At 41.6% G+C, this 24,811-nt stretch carries 21 protein-coding genes and 1 other annotated feature; of the genes, 18 read left to right on the plus strand and 3 right to left on the minus strand.

All coding sequences use genetic code 11. The features are described from left to right. Positions 1 to 136: 136 nt before the first annotated feature. The 12 genes from HU830_RS00895 (at position 137) to HU830_RS00950 (ending at position 12,397) form a co-directional block, all read left to right on the plus strand. Entirely contained in the window at positions 137 to 928 is a 792-nt protein-coding gene (locus HU830_RS00895) for a DUF459 domain-containing protein (protein ID WP_176941937.1), read from the plus strand. Position 929: 1 nt separating this feature from the next. Then, positions 930 to 1,544, plus strand: a complete 615-nt coding sequence (locus HU830_RS00900) for a YpmS family protein (protein ID WP_176941938.1) — start codon at positions 930 to 932, stop codon at positions 1,542 to 1,544. An 8-nt stretch (positions 1,545 to 1,552) separates the two neighbouring features. Next, positions 1,553 to 1,783: a YozE family protein gene (locus HU830_RS00905; RefSeq protein WP_176941939.1), complete on the plus strand. Its 231-nt coding sequence runs from the start codon at positions 1,553 to 1,555 to the stop codon at positions 1,781 to 1,783. Between the two features lie 12 nt (positions 1,784 to 1,795). Then, complete coding sequence (locus tag HU830_RS00910; RefSeq protein ID WP_176941940.1) at positions 1,796 to 3,199, plus strand: S41 family peptidase; 1,404 nt, start codon at positions 1,796 to 1,798, stop codon at positions 3,197 to 3,199. 167 nt (positions 3,200 to 3,366) lie between these two features. Continuing rightward, positions 3,367 to 4,215 carry a ribosome biogenesis GTPase YlqF gene (ylqF, locus tag HU830_RS00915; protein ID WP_176941941.1) on the plus strand — a complete coding sequence of 283 codons (849 nt, stop codon included), beginning with the start codon at positions 3,367 to 3,369 and terminating at the stop codon, positions 4,213 to 4,215. Continuing rightward, entirely contained in the window at positions 4,208 to 4,990 is a 783-nt protein-coding gene (locus tag HU830_RS00920) for a ribonuclease HII (RefSeq protein ID WP_176941942.1), read from the plus strand. Before ylqF ends, HU830_RS00920 begins: the two co-directional genes overlap by 8 nt. A gap of 31 nt (positions 4,991 to 5,021) precedes the next feature. Further along, a complete protein-coding gene (gene dprA / locus HU830_RS00925) occupies positions 5,022 to 5,858 on the plus strand; it encodes a DNA-processing protein DprA (RefSeq protein ID WP_176941943.1) in 837 nt (278 codons plus the stop codon). A gap of 76 nt (positions 5,859 to 5,934) precedes the next feature. After that, positions 5,935 to 8,043 carry a type I DNA topoisomerase gene (gene topA / locus HU830_RS00930; RefSeq protein ID WP_176941944.1) on the plus strand — a complete coding sequence of 703 codons (2,109 nt, stop codon included), beginning with the start codon at positions 5,935 to 5,937 and terminating at the stop codon, positions 8,041 to 8,043. A gap of 118 nt (positions 8,044 to 8,161) precedes the next feature. Beyond that, complete coding sequence (gene hslV / locus HU830_RS00935) at positions 8,162 to 8,698, plus strand: ATP-dependent protease subunit HslV (protein ID WP_176941945.1); 537 nt, start codon at positions 8,162 to 8,164, stop codon at positions 8,696 to 8,698. Further along, the gene (hslU, locus tag HU830_RS00940; protein ID WP_176941946.1) at positions 8,698 to 10,098 is read left to right on the plus strand and encodes an ATP-dependent protease ATPase subunit HslU; all 1,401 of its coding nucleotides are present in this window, start codon (positions 8,698 to 8,700) and stop codon (positions 10,096 to 10,098) included. The genes hslV and hslU overlap by 1 nt, the downstream gene beginning before the upstream one ends. Positions 10,099 to 10,110: 12 nt before the next feature. Beyond that, complete coding sequence (locus HU830_RS00945; protein WP_176941947.1) at positions 10,111 to 10,968, plus strand: aldose 1-epimerase family protein; 858 nt, start codon at positions 10,111 to 10,113, stop codon at positions 10,966 to 10,968. Positions 10,969 to 12,175: 1,207 nt separating this feature from the next. Next, positions 12,176 to 12,397, plus strand: a complete 222-nt coding sequence (locus HU830_RS00950; RefSeq protein ID WP_176941948.1) for a hypothetical protein — start codon at positions 12,176 to 12,178, stop codon at positions 12,395 to 12,397. Between the two features lie 687 nt (positions 12,398 to 13,084). Here HU830_RS00950 and HU830_RS00955 read toward each other — a convergent pair. Both HU830_RS00955 and HU830_RS00960 read right to left on the minus strand, forming a co-directional pair. After that, positions 13,085 to 14,218 (minus strand): BspA family leucine-rich repeat surface protein, encoded by a 1,134-nt coding sequence (locus tag HU830_RS00955; protein ID WP_176941949.1) that lies wholly within the window; start codon positions 14,216 to 14,218, stop codon positions 13,085 to 13,087. A gap of 456 nt (positions 14,219 to 14,674) precedes the next feature. Beyond that, on the minus strand, positions 14,675 to 14,872 hold the full coding sequence (locus HU830_RS00960; RefSeq protein WP_176941950.1) for a hypothetical protein: 198 nt from the start codon (positions 14,870 to 14,872) through the stop codon (positions 14,675 to 14,677). Positions 14,873 to 15,205: 333 nt separating this feature from the next. Next, positions 15,206 to 15,460: a binding site (T-box leader), on the plus strand. Between the two features lie 86 nt (positions 15,461 to 15,546). On the opposite strand from HU830_RS00960, the gene HU830_RS00965 reads away from it, so the two are divergent. Genes HU830_RS00965 through HU830_RS00980 form a run of 4 tightly spaced genes read left to right on the plus strand, consistent with a single transcriptional unit; the run spans position 15,547 to position 19,486 of the window. Then, positions 15,547 to 16,368, plus strand: a complete 822-nt coding sequence (locus tag HU830_RS00965) for a MetQ/NlpA family ABC transporter substrate-binding protein (protein WP_176941951.1) — start codon at positions 15,547 to 15,549, stop codon at positions 16,366 to 16,368. A gap of 20 nt (positions 16,369 to 16,388) precedes the next feature. Continuing rightward, entirely contained in the window at positions 16,389 to 17,723 is a 1,335-nt protein-coding gene (locus tag HU830_RS00970) for a M20/M25/M40 family metallo-hydrolase (RefSeq protein ID WP_176941952.1), read from the plus strand. An 8-nt stretch (positions 17,724 to 17,731) separates the two neighbouring features. Further along, positions 17,732 to 18,796, plus strand: coding sequence for a methionine ABC transporter ATP-binding protein (locus HU830_RS00975; protein ID WP_176941953.1), 1,065 nt, complete (start codon positions 17,732 to 17,734; stop codon positions 18,794 to 18,796). Beyond that, positions 18,797 to 19,486: a methionine ABC transporter permease gene (locus HU830_RS00980; protein WP_176941954.1), complete on the plus strand. Its 690-nt coding sequence runs from the start codon at positions 18,797 to 18,799 to the stop codon at positions 19,484 to 19,486. A gap of 165 nt (positions 19,487 to 19,651) precedes the next feature. Here the strand turns inward: HU830_RS00980 and plsY are convergent, their stop codons facing one another. Then, the gene (gene plsY, locus HU830_RS00985) at positions 19,652 to 20,275 is read right to left on the minus strand and encodes a glycerol-3-phosphate 1-O-acyltransferase PlsY (protein ID WP_176941955.1); all 624 of its coding nucleotides are present in this window, start codon (positions 20,273 to 20,275) and stop codon (positions 19,652 to 19,654) included. Between the two features lie 92 nt (positions 20,276 to 20,367). On the opposite strand from plsY, the gene parE reads away from it, so the two are divergent. After that, positions 20,368 to 22,362 (plus strand): DNA topoisomerase IV subunit B, encoded by a 1,995-nt coding sequence (gene parE / locus HU830_RS00990; protein WP_176941956.1) that lies wholly within the window; start codon positions 20,368 to 20,370, stop codon positions 22,360 to 22,362. Next, positions 22,352 to 24,805 (plus strand): DNA topoisomerase IV subunit A, encoded by a 2,454-nt coding sequence (gene parC, locus HU830_RS00995; RefSeq protein ID WP_176941957.1) that lies wholly within the window; start codon positions 22,352 to 22,354, stop codon positions 24,803 to 24,805. The genes parE and parC overlap by 11 nt, the downstream gene beginning before the upstream one ends. The last annotated feature ends 6 nt before the right edge of the window (positions 24,806 to 24,811 follow it).

The following is a 24,811-nucleotide window of genomic DNA, read 5'->3' on the forward strand; positions in this document are numbered from 1 at the left end:
TTTAACTTTGCTTTGGAGAAGCTACGTCGCCAAGATCAAAAGATAAAGAGAAGCTTTTGCCTAGTTCTTGTTATTAATCAGTCTTAGTTACGTTCGCTTTTTGTTTGCTTAATTTTCTGCGGAAGAAGGTTTTTCGATGTCTAGGAAGGGCATTTACTGGCGCAGAATAATCTGTGTGAGTTTAGTTTTCTTGTTGGGGACAGTGAGTCTTTCAGTTAGCCAAGCCAAATCCAAAAAGACGGCTTTTCAAGTTACCGCCTTAGGAGATTCCTTAACTTATGGAGTTGGCGATAGTCATCATCGCGGCGGCTATTGTTATTTAATTCAAGCCCCTCTCAAAAAAACAGTTCGCAGACCAGTTCAAGTGCATAATTACGGTGTGAGTGGGGAAACTAGCCAACAAATTTTAGCGCGTTTGCGCGAAAAAACTAAAATTCAAAAAAAAATTAAAAATAGTCGAATCATTATTTTAACTTTAGGTGGCAATGATGTGATGCATGCTTTGCAGCATTATGGAACTAAATTGACACCTCAGAAATTAGCCCATTATCAGCAGGAATATACGGCTAATCTAACTCAGTTGTTGGCTCTAATTCGCTCTCAGAATGCGCGCGCCCCAATTTATGTTTACGGAATCTACAATCCTTTTCAGATTTATCTTCCGCAAGCTGTAGGTGTGAAAAAAGCCGTCAAATATTGGAATCAAAATACAAAAGAAGTCACTACTGAAGAATCTCGCGTTCATTTTGTCGATTTAAGTGCATTAGCACAGCCGAAACGCGTCACATATTCTAAAATTAGTAAAGAAGCTAGTAATCCCTTGTTGTATAAAAAGGATCATTTTCACCCTAATGATCGGGGTTATAAATTAATGACCCAGAAACTGTGGCGACAGCTAGTTAAGACTAAGAAAGAATGGAGTCGATAGAATGCAACGAACACAGGATGCTAAGAAGCACAATTTTTGGAAGTGGGCCTTTTGGCTGTTGGTTATTTTGATTATCGGAACAGTTGCTACGTCCACGACTTTAGCCTTTTGGCCTGAGAAGTCAACTGAACCCCAAACGGAAGAAAGTAGCAAGGCTTCGTCTAAGAAAGCCATCTTTGATGTCGCTTTGACCAATCAACAAGTTGAACGTTTAGCCAATCACTATATTGACAAACAACTCAGTCAAGGTGATATTAAGTATAGTTTAAAAGTTGGGGAACACGTTAGTCTTTTGGGAACGGTCGTTTTCTTAGGGTCGAAGATTCATTTTGAATTGATAACGGATGCTACAGCTACTAAGACTGGTGGGGTTCAGTTACGAGTTCGCGGTTTAAAAGTTGGCAAACTGGGAGTTCCGGTTGAATTTTTAATGTTTTATATCCAGCATAATTATCATTTTCCTAAGTGGGTCCAAGTTCAAAGTAGTCGTCGCTTGATTAAGATCAATTTGGAGCAATATCAGCAGACCAGTAGCGATGGTTACTACTTCCGAATTCAAAAGTTGAATTTGCAAGAAAATCAACTACGGGTCAAAGTTTATTCGAATAAATTTTAGGAGTTAAAATGCACAAGACCTTCTACCAATTTTTAATGAGCCAGCGGGATCCAGAAAATTCTGATCCCCTAGCTCATTTTGCGGATGCTGCTTTTTTTGATCAGCAATTTCCGCAACAAGAAAAAGAATATGAACCTTTATCGGAATACTTGGAATTAAACGGTTCGTATTTACCGAGTATGTCGATTTTTGATCAGGCCTTTGAACGGTATCGGGCGTCCGAAGGTAACTTTAATTAAGGATAAGAAAATATGAAGCGAAAATTTTCAGGAAAATTTGTCCTCGGAGTCAGTGTCCTAAGCCTCCTCTTGGGCTCAGCCTTAACCTTTGCCTTTGTCGCCTTGAAACTCTTAAGCTCTTCTAGTGCACCTTTGAATTCGGTGACCGAGGCTTATCAAAATATTATGCAAAACTATTACCAGCCGGTTAAGTCTCAGCAACTGGTTAATGGGGCAATTCAAGGGATGTTAGATACTTTGGATGATCCTTATTCGCAACTTTTAACCTCGCAAAATCAAACAGATTTTGATGAAAGTATTTCTGGTAAAATTTCGGGAATTGGGGCCACGATCGAACAAAACGGTGACCAAATTCAAATTGTCTCGGCGATGCCGCATTCCCCCGCGGCCAAGGCCGGATTAAAAGCTAGAGATCAAATCCAAAAGATTAATCAACACAGTACCAAGAAAATGACCGTCAGGAAAGCTTCCCAGTTAACTCGGGGTAAGCAAGGGACGAAGGTCGTTTTGACCATCAAGCGTCAGGATCGGACTTTTACGAAGACTTTGCGGCGGGCACCTATTCAAGTAGCCACGGTGCATGGTGAGTTAACCAAACAAAATTCTCAGGTGGGTCAAGTCACGATTACTCAATTTTCTGAAAAAACAGCCACCGAATTAAAGCGGGAGATCCAGAAATTACAGCGTAAGGGAGCCCGCAAGTTAGTCATTGATGTCCGCAATAATCCTGGAGGAGTGATGGATCAGGCGATTGCCGCGGCTAGTCTTTTTGTACCTAATGGGAAAGCCATTATGACAATTACGGATCGAGCAGGTGAACAAAAGACTTATCGGGCGGCAGCAAAGTATCTCGGGGGGACAAAAATTAAGTTGCCAACTGTAGTCCTCGTTGATGGCGGCAGTGCGAGTGCGGCTGAAATTTTTGCGGCAGCTTTGCATGAGTCTGCTCAAATTCCCTTAGTTGGTGAAAAGACTTATGGAAAAGGGGTCGTCCAAACCGTTAATTCTTTGGGGGCTAAGTCAGAAATGAAAATCACAACCGCTAAATGGTTAACGCCTAAGAAACATTGGATTAACCATCGAGGAATTGAGCCAACTGACCTTGTCAAGTATCCGGCATATATGAATTTGACGGCCTTTAAGAGCCAAAAGACTTTAACTGCTGGAGCCAATGATGCCGATATCCAGCGAGCACAAAAAGTTTTAAAGGCTTTAGATTATTCTCTTTCGGTAACCGGAACTTTGGATGCTACGACCGTCCAAGTTCTACGTGACTTTCAAAGCAAACAAAAGATAACGGTTAATGGAAAGTTGGATCTCGCGACTCGCCAAGCCTTGACTCAAGCCTTAGTTAAAAAGGCGCAAGCTCAAGACCCAATGCTGCAAAAGGCCCAAGAAATTTTAACTGCTAAATGATATTAAAAGCAATCCCTATTCAGCAGATTTATTCAGTAAATCTGCTCGAAAAAGAGATTGTTTTTCTTTTTGCTTTCATTACTTTTTAATAAGTTTTTCCTTATAGTAATCTAAAATTATGTTAAGATTTTTACGTGAGAGAATTTGGAGAAGGAGTTTTATTAATAATGACAATCCAATGGTATCCTGGCCATATGAATAAGGCCAAAAATCAAATTCAGGCGAACCTAAAATTTGTTGATGTTGTCTTAGAGTTGCGAGATGCGCGACTCCCCTTAGCTTCAGCTAATCCGGTTTTAAAACAAATTGTTCCGGAACCCAAACGGATCATAATTTTAAATAAAAGTGACCTGGCCGATGGGCAACAAACCCAGCAATGGGTCCGCTACTTTCAAGAACAGGGTGTGACGGTTGTTCCTCTTGATGTTCAACACCATCAGAATTTATCTGAGTTAACGCTAGCAATTGAACAGAAATTAGCCCCGCGGTTGAAAAAATATCAACAAAGTGGAGTGCGTAATTATACGATTCGGGCAATGTGTGTGGGAATTCCCAATGTCGGTAAGTCCACTTTGTTAAACAAATTGGTGGGAAAGAAAGTTGCGGTCACCGGTAATCGTCCAGGGGTGACGAAAAATCAAAATTGGCTAAAGGCTCCCCATAATTTAGAACTTTTGGATACTCCGGGAGTCTTATGGCCGAAAATCGAAGACCAAACCAATGGTCTCAAGTTAGCCTTGAGTGGGGCGATTAAAGATAGCTTAGTTTCGGCTTCAGAACTAGCTGTTTTTGCCTTAGACTTTTGGCGCCAGTATTATCCGGCAGCTCTGCAAAAAATGTATCAGCTCGATGACAGTGATTTAAAAGTCTCTGGGAGTGATCTTTTAATTCATTTAACGCAGGCTTGGGCTTGGCAAGAAGACTATGAGCGGACCGCTCAAAAAATTATTCAAGATGTACGTCAATTGCGTTTAGGACGGTACAGTTTAGATCGGGTGGAGAATAATCATGACTGATTGGCAAACTTATCCGATTTCGCAACTTCGTCAACTTTTTCAAGAAAAACAACTCCCGGATACTGCTTGGCAACAATTAGAAGCAGATCCCCGGAAGGGAGTCCAACTCTTAGTTTGCCAGCATCAGCATCTCCAAGAAAAGCGGGCTGAACTAAGGCAGGCCTTTCAGGATCGAACCAAGTGGGAGCAACCCTACTGGCAAGCTGGACAAATCGTGGCCGGTGTCGATGAAGTAGGGCGGGGTCCCTTAGCGGGGCCGGTAGTTACAGCGGCGGTAATTTGGCCCGCAGAAGCGGTTGTCTTAGGAATTAATGATTCCAAACAATTAAGTGTTCGTCAAAGAGAAAAATTATATCCCCAAATTGTGGCTCAAGCTATTGATGTCAGTATTGGCGTTGGGAGTCCGCAGTTGATTGATCGCGAAAATATTTACCATGCTACAGAATTAACGATGCGCCAAGCTGTTCAACATTTACGAATTCAACCAGATCATTTGCTAGTGGATGCGATGAGGATTCCGGTGGATCTTCCCCAAACCCGTCTGATTAAAGGTGATGCCCAAAGTATTCCGATTGGAGCCGCTAGTATCGTCGCCAAAGTTTATCGTGATCATTTAATGGCTGACTATGATCAGGTTTATCCTGGTTACGGTTTAGCTCAAAATGCCGGCTATGGAACTAAAATTCATCTGGAACATCTCCAAGCCGTGGGTCCTTGTCCTTTGCATCGGCAGAGTTTCGCGCCCGTTGGAAAAGCTCGCCAATCTTTGGGGTAATTTCAAATAAACCGTAAGGGTGGATTTGAAAATGGAATTAAGACAATTAATCAATCGCTGTGTTCAAACGCGAATTCCCAGTAATCGCTTATTGTTGAAAATGTCTCAGTACCAACGCTATACTGGAAGCTCAAGCTCGCAATTATTGACTTGGCTTGAGCAACAACTCTCTTCTGAACGAAAGGAGCTTTTTCAGCGTCGCTGGGGCCAACAAAAAGAAAATCTTAGGGGATCTTATTTAACTTTCTTAGATGATAATTATCCGCAAAAACTACGAGAGATTTACAATCCTCCCGTAATCTTGTATTATCAAGGAAACCTCCGTTTACTTAAGACTCCGACTCTGGCAATTGTCGGTGCCCGTCAGTGTTCCCATTATACGGAGCGGATTATTAAGGGATTGCTTCCCCAGCTAGTTCATCAAAAAATTACGACAGTCAGCGGTTTGGCCTTGGGAGCTGATGCTTGCTGTCATCGAGAAACTTTGTTTCATCAAGGAGCGACAATTGCGGTCTTAGGCAATGGGTTGGATTACTTTTATCCACGGGCCAATCAGCGACTACAAAAGCAAATTGCGCAGCAAGGTTTGTTACTTTCAGAATACCCGCCCCAAACTACACCCCGTCGCTATTATTTTCCACAAAGAAATCGGATTATTGCCGGCTTGTGTCAAAGTTTGCTGGTTACTCAAGCTCGCCATCGCAGTGGAACTTTAATTACTGCCGAACTAGCTTTAGAGAGTAATCGCAATGTTTGGGCGGTTCCTGGACCAATTGATAGTCCGCTATCTTTAGGCTGTAACGAATTAATTGCTGCGGGAGCACGGCCCTACTTGCAAGCAGCAGAATTATTGACAGATTTTTCCTAATTGAAGAGAAAGATTTGACAAACTAGAAAGCTCTGGCATATCATTTGAAGCGACTTATCAAGAAAGGAGCTTTTCTTTGACAGGCTCAAAAACAACGAAGCGAAAAACCGCACCAAAGAATTTGGTTATTGTAGAGTCGCCCGCGAAAGCCAAAACGATTGGTAAATATCTCGGACGAAATTATAAAGTTCTAGCTAGTAAAGGTCATGTGCGGGACCTACCCAAAAGTCGGATGGGAATTGATTTTGAAAACGACTATCAACCCACTTATATCTCAATTCGAGGTAAAGGGGAGACTATTAAAGAATTAAAAAAGGCTGCCAAAAAAGCGCAACAAGTTTATTTAGCTGCCGACCCGGATCGGGAAGGGGAAGCAATTGCTTGGCATGTGGCCCATCTCTTAGATTTAAATTTAGAAGATCAAAATCGAGTAGTTTTTAATGAGATTACTAAAGAAGCCGTTAAAGGGGCTTTTAAGACCCCCCGAAGCGTCGATATGAATTTGGTCGATGCCCAGCAAGCCCGCCGGATTTTAGATCGACTGGTGGGATATTCCATTAGTCCTATTTTGTGGCAGAAAGTCAAAAAAGGTCTCAGCGCTGGACGAGTTCAATCGGTGGCTTTAAAGCTGGTAATTGAACGCGAACAAAAGATCAAAGAATTTAAACCGGAAGAATATTGGACCCTTTTGGCCCATTTTCAAGCGACAACTGTTCGAAGCAAGTTTGCCGCTAATTTTTATGGTTTAAAACAAAAAAAGACCCCTCTGCACTCCCAAGCAGAAGTCCAAAAAGTTTTACAACAAATTAATCGTCAAGAGAAATTTACAGTTACTAAAGTTACCCGTAAGGAACGTAAACGTTATCCAGCAGGACCCTTTACGACCAGTTCCTTACAACAAGAAGCCAATCGCAAACTTAATTTCAAAACGCGCAAAACGATGATGTTAGCCCAGCAATTATATGAAGGAATTAATCTAGGCGGACGGCAAGGTAGTGTGGGTTTCATTACCTATATGCGGACCGATTCGACGCGGATTTCCCATGGAGCTCACCAAGAAGCCCAAGACTTCTTAAAGACCAATTATGGTTCGGAATATACTGCTCCGCGGGCTCGCCAAGTAAAGAACCCAGAAGGAGCGCAAGATGCTCATGAAGCGATTCGACCAACTTCCATTTTGCGGACGCCAGAATCAGTCCAAAAGTTATTGACTCGCGATCAATATCGTTTGTATAACTTAATTTGGACCCGATTTATGGCTAGTGAAATGGCGCCGGCAGTTTTAGATACGATGGGGGTTCGCTTGGAGCAAGGTGAAGTTCAATTTCGGGCGAGTGGTTCGAAAATTAAATTCCCTGGTTTCCTAAAATTGATGCCCCCAGATAGTAAGACCAAGGATAATTTGTTACCGGATCTCGAAGAAGGTCAAGAAGTTAAACTTTTAGATACCAATCCCGAACAACATTTTACCCAGCCACCAGCTCGCTTCACCGAAGCGGCCCTGGTTAAGTCTCTGGAAGAAAATGGTGTTGGTCGGCCCTCAACTTATGCTCCGACTATCGATACGATCCAAAGACGCTACTATGTTAAGTTAAACGGTAAGAGCTTTGAACCCACGGAATTAGGGACGATCGTCGATCATCTGATCGAAGAATACTTTCCAGATATTATTGATATTGACTTTACAGCCCATCTAGAGACCGAATTGGATGAAATCGAAGTTGGCAAACAAAAATGGACAACCGTAGTTGATGAATACTATCAACCTTTTTCTAAAGAATTAGAGGCTGCCGACTCTCAAATTGAGAAGTTACAGATTAAAGATGAGCCCGCGGGAATCGATTGCGAAGTTTGTGGGGCGCCCATGGTTATTAAATTGGGCCGTTACGGCAAGTTTTACGCTTGCAGCCGTTTCCCCGACTGTCACTATACTCAGGCAATTATGAAAGAAATTGGGGTTCAATGCCCGAAATGTAGCCAAGGACAGGTTATTGAACGCAAGTCCAAAAAGAATCGTTTATTCTATGGCTGTTCGCGCTACCCTGATTGTGATTTTGTCGATTGGAATAAACCAGTTGGGCGCAACTGTCCAAAGTGTCAACATTATTTAGTAGACAAGAAGGTCAAAGGTGGTCGTCAGGTCATCTGTCCAAACGGAGATTACGAAGAAGAAATTCAAAAATAGCTAATTTTATTAGCACCACCAATTCTCTTTATGTTATGGTATGAGAAGATTTGGGGGTGCTTTTGTATAGGCGAATTATGCCCCATATTTTTAATTAAACTTTCAAGTGAGGTCAAAGATGACAACAATTTGTGCAGTTCGGCACGGATCACAGACCGCGATTGCGGGTGATGGTCAAGTTACAGCCGGCGAAAAAACGATTATGAAAGCTGGTGCCCACAAGATTCGTCGAATTTTTGATGATCAGGTAGTAATCGGCTTTGCGGGCGGAGTTGCGGATGCGATTACCCTGCAACAATGGTTGGAAGAAAAACTACAAACTTACGCCGGAAATTTGAAGCGGGCTGCTGTCGCCTTGGCGCAAGACTGGCGAAAAGATCCAACTTTGCAGAAATTAGAAGCAATGCTGATTGCCTTTAATAAGGAAGATCTCTTGTTGATTTCTGGTAATGGTGAAGTAATTGAACCAGATGAGAATGTGGTTGCTATTGGTTCCGGAGGTAACTTCGCCCAAGCAGCAGCCTTAGGAATCTTACGCCATCCACAGGACTTATCGGCGCAGCAAATTGCTCAAGAAGCCTTAGAAATTGCTGCGGGAATTGATATTTTTACGAATACTGAGATTATTACAGATCAGATTGGAGGTCCTCAATAATGCCAACCCAATTAACTCCTAAGCAGATTGTTGATGAATTAGATAAATATATTGTTGGCCAAAATTCTGCTAAAAAGGCGGTGGCGATTGCTTTGTATAATCGCTATCGGCGTTCACAATTATCTAGTAGCTTGCAACAGGAAATTACTCCTAAAAACTTATTGATGATTGGACCAACTGGGGTCGGAAAGACGGAAATTGCCCGGCGTTTGGCCAAAGTTGTCGCTGCCCCTTTCGTGAAAGTGGAAGCAACCAAATTTACCGAAGTAGGTTATGTTGGTCGGGATGTGGAATCAATGATTCGCGATTTGGTTGATGTCGCCGTAAAGTTGGAAGAAGATCAACAGTATCAAAGTGTTCGGGCGCAGGCTAGTCGGGAAGCAAATAAGTTATTGGTGAAGTTAATTGTTCCCGGACAGAAGAAAGCAGCTCCACAAGTCAATGGCTTGCAAGATATGTTGACGGCTTTTAATTCCTTAGCTAAGGGGGAAAATCCAGTTGCCGATAATGAAGAAGTAACCGATAAAATTCGGGATCAACGTTTAAGTGTCAAAGAACAACTTGATCAGGGACTTTTGGAAGATGAAGAAGTAACCATTAAAGTTGATGAAAGCAGCAAAGTTAACCCAATGAACGATTTAATGGGGCAGATGGGAATTGATCTCAATAATGCGATGGATTCGATTCTCCCCAAGAAACAAGTTGAACGGACTTTGCCAGTTAAAGAAGCTCGAGAAATTTTGATTCAACAAGAATCAAAGAAATTTGTTGACGAAGCCGCAATTTATCAAGCTGCGATCCAAAGAGCCGAAAATGATGGAATTATTTTCATTGACGAAATTGATAAGATTACAGCGGGAAATAAGAACAGTTCTGGAGAAGTTTCCCGAGAAGGCGTGCAACGTGATATCTTACCAATCGTGGAGGGTTCTAGTGTTAAAACCAAGTATGGTTCTGTCAAGACTGATCACATTCTATTTATTGGTTCCGGAGCTTTCGCGGAAAGCAAGCCTAGTGATTTGATTGCCGAATTACAAGGACGTTTCCCAATTCGCGTCGAATTACAGGATTTAACTGAAGCCGACTCTGTCCATATTTTGACGGCGCCGGATAATTCTTTGGTAAAGCAATATCGGGCGTTAGTTGGCAGTGACGGAATTAAATTAACCTTTACTAAAGAATCCATCTTAGAGATGGCTCATATTGCTCACCAAGTTAATCAAGAAACTCAAAATATCGGGGCTCGTCGTTTGGCGACTATTTTGGAAAAGGTCTTGGAAGATATTATGTATGAAGCCCCTGATATGCAAATGGGCGAAATTACCATTACCCAAGATTATGTAGCGCAAAAGGTAGGGGCAATTGCCCAAGATAGTGATTTAACGAAATATATTTTGTAGAAGGTAATTATCATGACAAAAGTAGAACTGCATAATTCCCAATTAACTGTCCAAGTAGAGACCTTGGGGGCGGAATTACAAAGTGTGGTTGATCATCACCAAAAAGAGCGAATTTGGGGCGCTAAAAAAGAAGTTTGGGGGCGGCATGCTCCGGTCTTGTTTCCGATTGTGGGGCGGCTGCAAGCTAATCAGTATCAGTGGCAAGGTCAATCTTTTACGATGACTCAACATGGTTTTGCCCGTGATCAAGAATTTACGGTTACCCGGCAAACAGCGACGCAAGTTTCGTTACGACTCAAAGCTAATTCTCAAACCTTGGCCCAGTATCCTTTTCAATTCAGTCTGGTAATTAGCTATGTTTTACGAGCTAATTCAGTTTATGTTACTTATAATATCCAAAATCAAGATCAACAGCCTCTGATTTTTGGAATTGGCGGACATCCCGGCTTCAATTTTGATTATCAAAAGCCCCAAGCCCAATTGTTAATTAAGTATCCGCAGCAAGTTCAAAAGTTAAGTTTGGATGATTCTGGTTTAGTTGATCCCTACCAGCCAGAATTATTCCAAAGTGATAGTGTCGCTTTTCGTCAACAAAGTTTTGTCAATGATGCCTGGATTTATCAAAATCGGGCACAAAATGTTTTTACCTTGGCTTATGCTGGTCAGCCCCAAGTTAGTTTGGTGACCACGGCGCCATATCTGGGAGTCTGGTCTGCTTATCCGCAAACCGATCAATTCGTTTGCATTGAACCTTGGTGGGGAATTGCGGACACGGTTGATAGTGATGGCCAATTAACAGATAAGTTCGGAATGCAAACTTTACAACCGGCGCAACTCTTTAATGCTAGTTGGGGTGTTACTTTTTATTAATAATCATAGTTTTCTAATTTTAAAATTTTTACTGAAGAAGGATTGTCTCTAAGGTCAACCCTTCTTTTTTAGGAATATCTGAAAGGTAAATAATCCGCAAATTAATTTAATAAAGTAGTTGTATAATTACTTATTTTTATTAAAATAAATTTATGTCTAGGGAGATAATTAGATCTCATAAACGGAATCCGACAATCAAGGAGTAAGGGAGAATGATGCCTAAGAGGCAAGTGCTTCGTAGTTTTAAATTAATTTTGTTATTTGAAGTGGCGGATCTTTTATTAAGCGGTCAAACGATGTCCTCTTAGAAAACGTTTTCAAAATCCGAACAAGGGGGTTCTTTAGTTAATAAATCACCTAATCGATCAATTTTAAATAATAAAAAATATTTTTATTCTAATAACAAAACTAAGGCGAAACAGTTTCAGGATGACCACACCCGTTCGACTACAAATTTTGCGGCGGCGGATTCTCCAGCTAGCCGGTAAGACGCGGTTGAGAATATTAAACCTAATGCCAATCTGGATGTTACTAATCAAGATGGAAAAGCAGTCGGCGAAGGTAGTAAAGCTACAGCAGCAAAACCAGCTACCGCTGATGACTGGTGGTATTTTGATCAGAATGAAAATGGAGGCACTTTGCACATTAAAGTGGAAGCTACGATTAATTTTGGGAACGAAGATTTAAAAACGGCTCGAGATAAGACTGCGGAGATTTTTCCGCAACGTCTTCCCCGGGGTCGTATTAGGATAGAGTAATAATTCATCTCCTCTGGACTTGTGGTATCCCTCTAGGTGATGTGGCTGCCAATTATCTTGTCGGAATTAACTGTTGGCCAATGATTTGTCTTGGTGGTGTGAAGTTGAACCACAGTCTTTGACTAATGTGGCTAATCCGGGTGGTGATCCGAATAAGAGCATTGATATAGATAATCCGAAATATATTTCTGATTCTAGACATAGTTTTTAAGATGATGTTACGAACAATATGGATAATGGACAAGCTGATTATGATACCTAGCATAACTTTTCGGCGAAGGGGATTGAAAAAAATTATACCAGCACAGATTTAGCAGCTGATGGGAAGGCACACACTTATATTTGGCAACTTTACGATCGTTTTATTAGACTGGAGCAAGTATCTAAGGGTTCTGGTTTTCCCTAAGATAATGCTTGGCCTTATAAAATTAGTTTTAACAGTCAGAAAATTGAAAATACAGGAGGGAGATGTTTACACTCATTGGGCTCCTTCTCATATGGACCAGGACGATAATGATATTTATCCAGAACCTGACCCAGAGTCAATAATGAATTGGGCAAGATTTATAGTTGAGGATGCTCGAAAATTATCGGAACGAGAAAGAGATGTCATTCCTCTGCTGGGTAAAACAGATGGTGCTTGGAAAAATGGTAATGATCAAAAATCTTAGCAGATTAAAACTAAGGCCAGTATCGCAGGGGTACCGGGCTCAGCTAATAAACCTGATTCTATTCAGCCTCCTAAAACTGATGAAGCGGCAGAACCAGTTCAAATTGTACCCAGAAGGCTCCTTTTGACCAGGAAGGTCTTAAGATCCCAGTTGATTATCCTGTCGATTTTCTTAACAAGGGAGATATTGATGCTTGGAATAAGAAGTATGCCTCAGAAAATCCAGCTCTTAAGCGAAAAGAGGATTACTTTGTTTTAGATTTGGGGAATCAACCTCTATATTCCAAGTTGGGAACCTATAAAACTACATTGACTTATTCGATGAAATATACAGCACCAGCGGCTAGTTCGGTTTCTAGTAAGTAAGGTTTAGATAATAAGTGTATTAGGATTTATGATAGAGAAAAATGAGCTTTGCCTTTATGAGATAAAGGTTATTTTTACTTGCTGAGTTGATATAGTTCTAGGCAAAGAAAATTTGCTAAAATTAAAGCTCAGTTAGCTGCCTAGAATTAGTCTTCTTGTTTAGTATAGTAAATGTCTGGAGCTTGACTTTCATCGCTAGCGGTAACTATTTGTTCTGCGATACGCAGTTTGACTGGGCTGGTAATTAGCAAATTTGGGGGCGATGAACTCATCCCAAACGCCACTACTCCATTGATGATAGATCTTTTGATAGGTAACTTTATCAATCTGAATATTGCGCACTAAAATTGCGGTTTGAAGAATAACTACGTTGCAGACCATTAGGAAAATGGACGACAATATTTCGAGTAAGCGTTTTTCTTTCTTGTCTAGTATAGCTTTGATGTTGAACTTGGGCTGGAATGGTCTGCTGATTATCTTTGTTGGCCACAATCGTGGTTGGATTAGTTGTAGCCTCGTTAACTTGGTAGCCAGCAGGTAGTCGGTAAACAAGGGGATCGCCAGCGTAACCGCTGATTTCTTGAGTTTTTACAATTTTATTTTGCTGATCAAGGTATTGAATAGTTACTTTCTGTGATCTTTGATTGTAGAAAATATCAACTGTTTGGTCGGACGTGCTAGCGCTAATTACTTGAACACTAACTTCCTTTTGACTAGGCTCATAACCGACGATTTGTGGCAAAGTATACTTTTGCCAATTGGCGTTTGACCAGCTGCCATAAGTTCGAGTGCCATCGTTATTAATTATCATTGGATGAAAAATAGTTGCCGTTTGGGTTTCCGTATGCATCTCGCCGTTAGGTTGATAAATATTAATAGTTCTGGTTGCGGTATGCGTTTGGATAGTTCTTGTGAATCTAGGGAGACTATCCCATTCGTAAGTATTGGTCTGATTGTGACTATTTAAGTTTACTAGCTCGTCAGAGCTATACTTTTGACCCCTTTGATAACCGCTAATGGCCACCCAGTGAGATGAGCTAATGTGGCGATTAGTTCCGGGGATTTTGGTTCCCGGTCTAGGAACTGTTGGTAAAGCAATCGCCCTACACAAGTTAGGACGATTAGATTCCGGGTTGAGATAAGTATTTGCACCTAAGACTAGATGAGATAGGTTATAATATTTATAAAATAGATGGTAGGGAATATTTGATAAATGGACGGTATTAAAGTTGGCCAAATCCAAGTTAATTAGACTGAGACAGCGATAGAACATAGCATTCATATTGACTACCTTAGTAGTATTAAATTTTTTTAGATCCAGATTAGTCAAACTAACACAGTTTTTGAACATCCCGGCAATGCTAGTTGTATTGATAGTATTCAAATTTTCTAAATTGATGATTTCTCTAAGGTTTGCCAAATTTGCGAATAAAAAATTGGTACTTACGTTAGTCATAACCCCAAGATCGAACTGAATTTGGGTTAGTTTAGGGGGCCGTTCATCGTTAGATTGTAAGACGGTGCTTCCAATAGAGTTATAATAACCTCTTCGACCCAAAGTTCCCTGATGAAAGTGAAGCTGGTTTTTTTCGCCATCATGCAGATATTCTCACTTGCTGTTACCCCAAGTTCTGATTGTCGGTGTTGCTGTTTTCGTCGAGACAGCAGTCTTGGTTGGCGCCGGAAGCTGAGGATCAACAGGGGCTGGCTGAGATTGATTTGAAGTCGATTCTAGGGGGATGTCGGCTTGCTTGCTGAATGATCTGTAGGGTGACTTTAGAACTATCCACTGGTTCGCCTTCATCATTTTGAGAGGAAACCGGTTGATTTGATTGATCTGATTGGGAGATCTTGGCCGGTTTTTTTCGCTCGTGAAGGATTTTGGGAAGTAACAGCAGTCGTTGAAGTTGCCTTAGGGCTTATAGAATTTGCCGCGGGAGTGGTTGTGGGGTCCCGCTTTAGTTTTGTAATTCCGACTTGTCTCAGTTTGATTAATTGTGGGTTTGCTAGCTGTTACAGCTTGGAACTGTTTGGGGCTTAAAGCCCAGCCACAAACTAATCCCAGCACCGTGCTAGTTAAAGCTAACGATTTATTTCTAGAAATATTCATTAGAAGGCCTCCTAATATAATAATTTATTCGAAATATTGTTCGTATTTTTATGGCAACATTTTTAAATGAAATAATTATTTTTAAACTATTGGCTCTATTGAAACATAACTTCTTATACTGTTCAGGTAAATTGAACTGGAAGGGGATTTAAAGCTCTTAGTTTTTGAATAATTGGCGAAAAAACTGCAGAATATTTAGAGATGACTTGTTTAGCTGGATATCGATAACCTTAGTGCTTGCGGATGACAAAGATGAGAAAAAAGCTGAATTTAGGCTTGACTTTCTGAAAGATTCATTATAGTATCACTGCAAGCAGTTAATCAAAATAGTCAACAAACAAATTGAGTGGGGGAAGTAGTCCACAGTTAATGTACAGAAAGCCTCGATTGCTGAAATGAGGTCGTTAACGTGAATGAAAATGACCCATGATTGGTGTACTGAGTTTACTGAAGAGTTTTTTGGTAAATAAGGTAACAATGGCCGGTACCCATTAACGTACACGCGTATAGTTGTTTTGTACGTTGTCGAGTGGTTTAGTGTCAGCTAAACCAGAATTAGAATGGTACCACGGTCAAGCCGTTTCTATGAATTGTCTTTAAGGAGATGATTCGAGGAACGGCTTTTTTGTTTGCTGATTTATCTTGAAACTAGTAAATTTTATGAGGTGAGTTAAATGGTGAGAATTAAGAAAGTCGCATTATTATTGTTTAGTGTCTTAGGAATCTTATTGGTAGCAACCGGTTGTGGCCAAAAAGATCAAGATAAAACTGTCAAAGTGGGAATCAGTAGTGCTGATGCTCCAATTTGGAAGGTTGTCCAAAAACAGGTCAAGAAGGATCACATTAAGTTAAAGGTTGTGGAATTTAATGATTACAACCAACCCAATACGGCTTTATCGCAAGGTGAAGTAGATATCAATTCTTTCCAACATCAATTTTTCCTCGATGCTTGGAATAAGGCACACCACAGCGACATTGTTTCGATTGGAGTTACCATGATTCAACCAATGGCTATTTACTCCCACAAGTTGAAGAGTTTAACTGCTATTAAACCGGGAGCTAAGGTAGCTTTACCAAACGACGCTTCTAATGAAGCTCGGGCCCTACAATTATTAGAATCTGCTGGCTTAATTAGGTTGAGCCCAGCTAAGGATAATTTACCAACCCCTAAGAATGTGCGGGAAAATAAACTAAATTTGAAATTTAATGTTTTGGATGCTGCCCAAACAGCCCACTCGCTCAATGATGTTGATTTCGCGGTAGTTAATGGCAATGTTGCTCGGTCGGCTAAATTAACCGCCAAGGATCGGATTTACATTGAAAAAGTAAGTAAGAAGTCTAAGCCGTGGATCAATATTATTGCTGTTCAAAAGAAAAACAAAGATAATGCGACCTACAAGAAGATCGTTAAAGCTTATCAAACCGAAGCAGTTCTCAAGGCAGTTAAGAAGTTATACGGTCCGCAATCTGTAGCTGCTTGGAAAATTAAATTATAAGAAGAAGGAAGTTTTTAATTATGGTTCAAGTTGATGATCCTTTAATTCAAGAATCATTCCAGAATTTGGCTGCTTATATCGCTTTGCCATCAGTTTCGGCTAAGCAGCAAGCCCAGGCTGAAACCGCAACCTATCTCTGTGATTTGCTGACCGATTTAGGGGCTCAAGTCCAAGTTTTCTCAGATTATCAGGCACCTTTAGTCATTGCTCAATTAACGCCCCAAGACCCTGAAAAAGCCAAAACAACGGTTTTGATCTACAATCATTACGATGTGCAACCAGAAGAACCTCTGGAACTTTGGCAATCGGATCCTTTCAAACTACAACAAACAGCTGAAAAACTGATTGCTCGCGGAGCTTCTGATTGTAAGGCGGACTTAATCAGCCGAATCACTGCCTTAAAGCTTTACCGGCAAAAGCATGGTGATTGGCCATGTACGGTTAAGTTTCTACTTGAGGGGGAAGAAGAAGTTGCTAGTGAGCATTTGCCAGAGTATTTAGCGCAACACGGAGAAAGTTTACAAGCGGACCTAGTAATTTGGGAATCCGGAGGTAAGAATGACCGGGAACAATTCAGTCTGACTGCTGGCAACAAAGGCATCTTATGTTTCCAAATCACGGCTCGTTCTGCCGCAATTGATCTGCATTCCTCATATGCAGCGGTAGCTGATGGGGCTGCTTGGCGATTAGTAGCGGCTCTCAACACGTTACGGGCTAGTGATGGCACGATTCAAATTCCCGGTTTCTTTGATAATGTAGTTTCCCCGACAGATCAAGAAGAAGGATATTTAAAAGCTGCCCAAACACCTGATTTGACCGAACAATGGGGTTTAACCCAAGCTTTACTGAAGCATAAAAGTGTCAATGATAGCTTAGTCTTTCAACCGACGATTAATATTGAAGGTTTGACTAGTGGTTGGCAAGGGGCGGGAGTCAAAACGATCACTCCCAAAGAAGCGACGGCCAAGTTGGAATTTCGTTTGGTTCCTAATCAAGATCCAGAAGATTTATTTAAGAAATTAACGTGCTATTTAGAAGATCAAGGGTTTGCCGATCTTCAAGTTGATTATCTTCTCGGGGAAAAGGGTTATCGTAGTGATTTATCTCAACCAATCGTCCAAAGTCTGATTCAGACAGCACAAGCTTGTTATGGGGGACCAGAGCAAGTCGAAGTTTTGCCTTCGAGTGCCGGGACTGGCCCAATGGAAGTTGTCAGTCGTTATGCCAAAGCCCCAATCGTATCTTGTGGGGTCAGCTATGCGCAAGCCGGAAACCATGCCCCGAACGAAAATATTCGAATTGCCGATTACGTTCAATTTATTAACTTCTTCGGTCAATTCCTCGAGCAGTTGTAGGAGTTCAAATGACAGTCGAAAAGCAAGCAATTATTCAATTAAAAAAGATCAGTGTTCAGTTTCAGAATCAGGCGCGAACTATCGATGCAGTTCAAGATGTTTCTTTGACAGTTACCCCCGGAGATATTTACGGGATCATCGGTTATTCCGGAGCTGGTAAAAGTACCCTTGTCCGGGTGATTAACTTCTTGCAGCGGCCAACACAAGGGACGGTTACAGTGGCTGGTCAAGATTTAGGTCAACTAAGTCAAGCCCAACTGCGGCAGGCTCGAAAAAATATTGGGATGATTTTTCAACATTTCAATTTAATGGCTTCGCGAACGGTTTTTGGCAATATCGAGTTTCCTTTATTGGATCTAAAACTATCGAAAATCCAGCGGCAAGAAAAAGTAACTAAACTTTTGGATTTAGTTGGTTTAGCTGACTTGGCCCAACAATATCCTTCCCAACTATCAGGTGGACAAAAGCAGCGAGTGGCAATTGCTCGGGCTTTGGCCAGTGATCCCCAAATCTTGATTTCAGATGAGGCAACCAGTGCCTTGGATCCCGAAACCACTACGGAAATTCTCAACTTATTGCGTTATTTAAATAAGCAGCTCGGGATTACCATCGTGATTATTACCCACGAAATGGATGCCATTAAACAAGTCTGTAATCGAGTAGCGGTAATGGATCAGGGACAGGTGATTGAAAAGGGAACTGTTTTGGAAATTTTCGGTCACCCTAAAGCTCCCTTGACACGCAAGTTCGTCGATTCTTCGACTCAGTTGCGACCGGCTCTCAAGCAAATTAAAGCTAATAATTTAGTGCCTTTAGATAGTTCCAATCTGGTCGTTTTGAATTACACAGGAGAAGCTACGGAGCAACCTTTAGTCTTGGAACTTTATAAACGCTATCAAGTTAGTGCCAATATCCTTTTTAGTAATATTGAACAGCTTCAAGGAACGACGGTTGGAATTATGTTACTGCTCCTAGAAGGTGAACCAGACCAAATTCAAGCTGGTTTGGACTATCTGCGTGCTTTAAAAGTCCGTGTAAAAACGGTCGATTTGCAGAAAGTGGAGGTGGATTAGATGGGAGATCTAGTCAAAACTTGGCTTCCTAATGTGGTCGCTAATTGGTCGGGAGATAATGGCTTTGTGATGGCGATTTATCAAACTCTCTATATGACTTTTGTGGCGGCTCTCTTTGCGGGGATAATTGGTTTGATTTTAGGAATTATTTTAGTCGTGACTGCTGAAGGTAGTATTTTAGAATATCCTCACCTTTACTACTGGCTCGATAAAATTGTGAACCTCTTTCGGTCAATTCCTTTCATTATCTTATTGGCCGTAATTGGTCCTTTTACGAAGTTGATCGTCGGCCAGACGATTGGACCGACGGGAGCTTTAGTTCCTCTAGTTGTAGGAGCAGCCCCATTTTTTGCTCGGCAAGTGCAGTTAGCCTTGGTAGAAGTTGATCCCGGAGTGATTGAAGCCGCTACGGCAATGGGTTTATCACCGTGGAAAATCATCTATCGGGTTTATTTAAAAGAAGGTTTGCCGGAATTAATTCGTTGTGGAACTTTGACAATGATTAGTTTAATCGGTCTTACCGCCATGGCTGGAGCCATCGGTGGTGGTGGCCTAGGAAATATGGCGGTCGCTGTTGGTTACCAACGTTTTGAAAACGACGTGACTATTGTTTCCATGATTTTCATTTTAATTTTAGTCTTTATCATTCAAGGCCTAGGAGATTGGGCGATTCGCAAACTGAAACATTAATAAAAACTCCAATTATCGGGAATTTAACCTGACAATTGGAGTTTTTTACTGGCTAATTTGAAAGTTATTCGAAAGCTAATAGTGGTACTCTGACAAAAAAATTCCACTTGGAAAAAACCCTTGTTTCCAGTACAATAAATGACGCTCCCTTGCTATTTCCCTTTTCTAAGAGGATTTTTTCTTTTGTTGGAGATAGTAGGCAAGGCCAATATGAACTAAGTTTTCTTGATGATTTAGGAGACGTTTAATATTGGGCCAATGACGATAGTAAACAATGATTGTGACTACCACGGCCGCAAATAACAAGTAGAAATCGCCGGTAAATAAGATAACGATGGTTAAAACCGGTAAGACAATTAGACTAGCCAAACTCACAGTGCTGGAGAGTAAAATGATCGTGGCAAATAAAACCGCTCCAAGAACAAACAAGGGTGGATTATAAGCGAGCAAGATTCCAGAAGCCGTGGCCACCGCCTTACCACCTCTGAAATGTAAGAAGATGGAATAACAGTGTCCAGCTACCGCGGCCAAGCCGACAATAATCATCCAGAAATGATCAGGAATACGGAAGAAGAGTGGTAAACTGGCAGCCAAGGTCCCTTTAAAAATATCAAGGGCTAAAACAGCAGTTCCGGGTAAGACCCCAAAAGCCCGAAAAGTATTGGTCGTTCCAATATTCCCACTACCTATTTGGCGAATGTCTTGGTGGAAAAAGATTCGGCCAATCAGATATCCCGAAGGGAAGGAACCAATTAGATATGCTAGAATAAAACAGATTACAATTTTCAAGATAAAACCTCCGAAGTTAGGTTAGTACATCAAATATTTTAATACAAAGTAAGTAATTATTCTGTTCTTTTTTTGAAAGTAGGATTGTTTTCATGACACAAAGTAATAATTATGATGATGCCGCCATTCAGATTCTGCATGGTCTGGAGGCAGTGCGGAAGCGACCGGGAATGTATATTGGTTCAACGGACGCCCGTGGTTTGCACCATTTAGTTTACGAGATTTTTGATAATGCGGTCGATGAAGCTTTAGCTGGCTACGGTGATCGAATTAATGTCACCTTAAATGCTGATAATTCAGTCACAGTGCAAGATTTTGGCCGGGGAATGCCGACCGGAATGCATGCATCTGGAATTCCCACGATTGAAGTTATTTTGACCGTTCTCCATGCGGGGGGCAAGTTTACCGAAAATAATTACAAAACTTCCGGTGGTTTGCATGGGGTCGGTTCTTCAGTTGTTAATGCTTTGTCTTCTTGGTTAACGGTTGAAGTTGTCCGAGAGCATCAATTATACCGAGAAAAGTTTGTCGATGGTGGTCAACCGCAAGGAACCTTAGAAAAAGTTGGCCGTGTGAAACAAGTTAGTGGAACCACGGTGACCTTCCAACCAGATTCCCAAATTTTTCAAACGATTGAGTTTAATTATGATACTTTAGCGGAGCGATTACGTGAATCGGCTTTTCTTTTAAAGGGGGTCAAGATTACTTTAACTGATCAACGTTGTCAGCCGCAGCGAGTGGAAGAATATTACTTCGAAGATGGGATTAAATCTTTTGTTAAATACCTCAATGAAGGTAAAGATACCCTGAAAGATGTTTTCTACTTTACGGGAGAACAAAACGGAATCGAAGTTGAATTTGCGGGACAATATAATGATGGTTATTCCGAAAATACGATTTCTTTTGTCAATAATGTGCGGACTAGTGATGGGGGAACCCATGAGGCTGGGATGCGGTCAGGTTTAACCAAGGCCTTTAACGAATATGCCCGCAAAATTGGTCTACTTAAGGAAAATGCCAAAAATCTCGAAGGAAGCGATGTTCGCGAAGGTTTGAGTGCCGTTTTATCGGTCCGAATTCCCGAGGATTTACTGCAATTTGAAGGACAAACCAAGGGTAAATTGGGGACGCCGGAAGCTCGGAGCGCCGTGGATACGGTGATTTACGAACAGTTAACTTTCTATTTATTAGAACAAGGCGATTTTGGCCAAGTTTTAGTCAAGAAGGCCCTTAAAGCACGTGAAGCACGCGAAGCTGCCCGCAAAGCGCGGGAAAATAGTCGTTCCGGAAAGCGGAAAAAGAAAGACCAAGGTCTCTTATCCGGAAAGTTAACGCCGGCTCAATCTCGAGATTCTAAGAAGAATGAACTCTTTTTGGTCGAGGGTGATTCAGCGGGAGGTTCGGCTAAACAGGGACGAGATCGAAAGTTTCAAGCCATTTTGCCTTTGCGAGGCAAGGTTTTGAATACCCAAAAAGCTAAGCTGGATGATATTTTTAAAAACGAAGAAATTAATACGATGATTTATACGATTGGCGCTGGCGTCGGGGCGGAATTTCAAGTTGCAGATAGTAACTACGACAAAGTTATTATCATGACGGATGCCGATACCGACGGAGCCCATATTCAGATTCTCCTGTTGACCTTCTTTTATCGCTATATGCGTCCCTTGGTTGAACAAGGTCACGTCTATATAGCTTTACCACCTTTGTATAAGTTACAAAAGAAGTCTAATAAAGGTAAAGTTGATATTGAATATGCTTGGACGGATGCGGAACTAGAAGAATTAACCCAGCAATTTGGTGTTGGTTATAGTTTACAGCGTTTCAAAGGTTTAGGAGAAATGAACGCCGATCAACTGTGGGAAACTACGATGGATCCGACCACTAGAACCCTAGTCCGGGTCCGAATTGATGATGCAGCCCTAGCTGAGCGGCGGGTGACAACTTTGATGGGCGATAAGGTTGCCCCGAGACGGCAATGGATTGAACAAAACGTGAAATTTAATTTAGAAGATGATGGCAGTATTATTGAAACGGAAGTTCCCACGTCATCAGTAAAAGTGAGTGAAAATAAACATGGTAGATAAATCACGGGTTAAAGAACTAACCCTCGAAGCCATCATGGGCGATCGCTTTGGACGCTATTCCAAATATATTATTCAAGAAAGAGCCTTACCAGATGTCCGGGATGGCTTAAAGCCTGTTCAACGCCGAATTTTGTACGCAATGTATTTAGACCACAATACCCATGATAAGGCCTTCAAAAAGTCGGCAAAATCGGTTGGAAATGTGATGGGTAATTTTCATCCACACGGTGATAGTTCGATTTACGAAGCTTTGGTTCGTCTAAGTCAAGATTGGAAGGTTCGGGCACCGTTAATTGAAATGCACGGGAATAACGGGTCGATGGATGGAGATCCACCTGCTGCAATGCGGTATACGGAAGCTCGGTTGAGCTCGATTTCGCAAACCCTATTACAAGATATCGACAAAGATACGGTCCCCATGGTTCTCAACTTTGACGATACTAAGGAAGAACCAACCGTTTTACCCGCCCGCTTTCCTAATTTATTAGTTAATGGGGCGACGGGGATTTCGGCTGGTTATGCAACTTCGATTCCTCCGCACAATCTTGGTGAAGTGATTGCGGCCACAATTGCTTTAATTGACAATCCAGATCTAACTTTGGATCAGGCTCTAGAATATATCAAGGGCCCTGATTTCCCGACAGGAGGGATTCTCCAAGGGCAAGTCGGCTTGAAAAAGGCTTACACAACTGGTCGGGGGAAGGTCGTTTTACGTTCCAAGACTAAGATTGAGACCTTGAGGGGGCATCGGCAACAAATTGTAGTGACCGAAATTCCCTACGAAGTCAATAAAGCCCAATTGGTAAAAAAGATTGATGAATTGCGGGTTTTGAAGAAGGTTGACGGTTTAGCTGAAGTTCGAGATGAATCTGATCGTCACGGTCTGTCGATCGTTATCGAATTGAAGCGGGATGTTGATGCTACTGGGATTTTGAATTATTTGTTTAAAAATACCGATTTGCAGGTCACTTATAACTTTAATATGGTGGCGATTGCCCAAATGAGACCGCAGCAACTAGGACTCTTGCCGATGCTGCAAGCTTATTTGAAACATCAACAAGAAGTTGTTTTGCGCCGAACGCAATTTAATTTAGATAAAGCTCAGAAGAGATTGCATATTGTCGCTGGTTTAATGAAGGCTCTTTCAATTTTAGACCAAGTAATTCAAACCATTCGCGCTAGTCATAATAAAGCTAACGCCAAGGAGAATTTGGTCCAACAATATGATTTTTCACCTGAACAAGCCGAAGCCATCGTGTCCTTGCAGCTATATCGCTTGACCAATACTGATATTCAACAATTACAGGCTGAAAAAGCCGAATTAGAAGCAAAAATTGCCGGTTATCAAGCAATCATCGATGATCCGCAGACTTTAATGCAGGTTATCAAGGATGAATTGCAGGCGATTCGGGACCAATTTCAATCACCTCGCCGGACCCGGATTGAAGCCCAGGTTCAGGAATTAAAAGTTGATCGCCGAGTCTTAGTAACTGAGGAAAAAGTACATTTATTAGTCAGTCATGAAGGTTACTTAAAACGGAGTAGTCTTCGTTCCTATCAAGCTTCGACCGCTGGTGCTAATGGTTTGCGCGATCAGGATTGGCCGGTCTTGGATCTGGAAGCAACAACCTTAGAACATTTGTATATTTTTACTAATCGGGGAAATTTGATTTACCGTTCCGTTCACGAACTCGATGATGCCCGTTGGAAGGATAAAGGGCAACATTTATCCCAGTTAATTGACTTTGCGACCGATGAACAAGTGGTGGCCGCTTTTGTCTTTCCCGATCTAAAAGAAAAAGGGAGTTTTGTTTTAGCTAGCAATGATGGTTATATTAAACAAGTTGCCTTTTCCAATCTCTTGCCAGGACGGACTTACCGCTCCCATGCCCTAAAAGCGATGAAATTGCATCAAGCTGACAGTCAAGTGCTCCATGTTTGGTATCGAGAAGCTCAGGCTCCTGTTCATGAAATCTTTGGCTGTACTCAAAATGGTTATGCCTTACGTTTTGATCTCGATCAAGTTCCCCTAGTGGGGGCTAAGGCGGCTGGAGTTCGCTTTATGACTCTAAAAGCTGGCGAAGAAATAGCTGATTATGCTTTGCTCCAAGATTCCCGGCCACTCTATTTGGGCTTAATTACCCAGCGGGGAGCCTTCAAGAAGATGAAATTAGCAGAATTGCCACTCGGCAGTCGAGCCCGGCGAGGACTGCTAGTCTTAAGAGAGCTGAAAACAAAGCCGCATCGCATAAAATTCATTCACTTATTGGCTAAAGATGATATATTAAAGGTTACAACGAAACAAAATAAACTAGTTTCCATTGTGACGGTAGATTTTGCCCCGGTTGATCGTTATTCGAATGGTTCCTTTGTGGTAGATGTCAACCAGGATGGTCCGATCGAACGTCTTTTTCCCGTTGAGCCGACTCAAGTAGAGGACTAAGTGAGG

It is taken from the genome of Bombilactobacillus apium (genome assembly GCF_013385145.1).
GTDB lineage: Bacteria > Bacillota > Bacilli > Lactobacillales > Lactobacillaceae > Bombilactobacillus > Bombilactobacillus apium.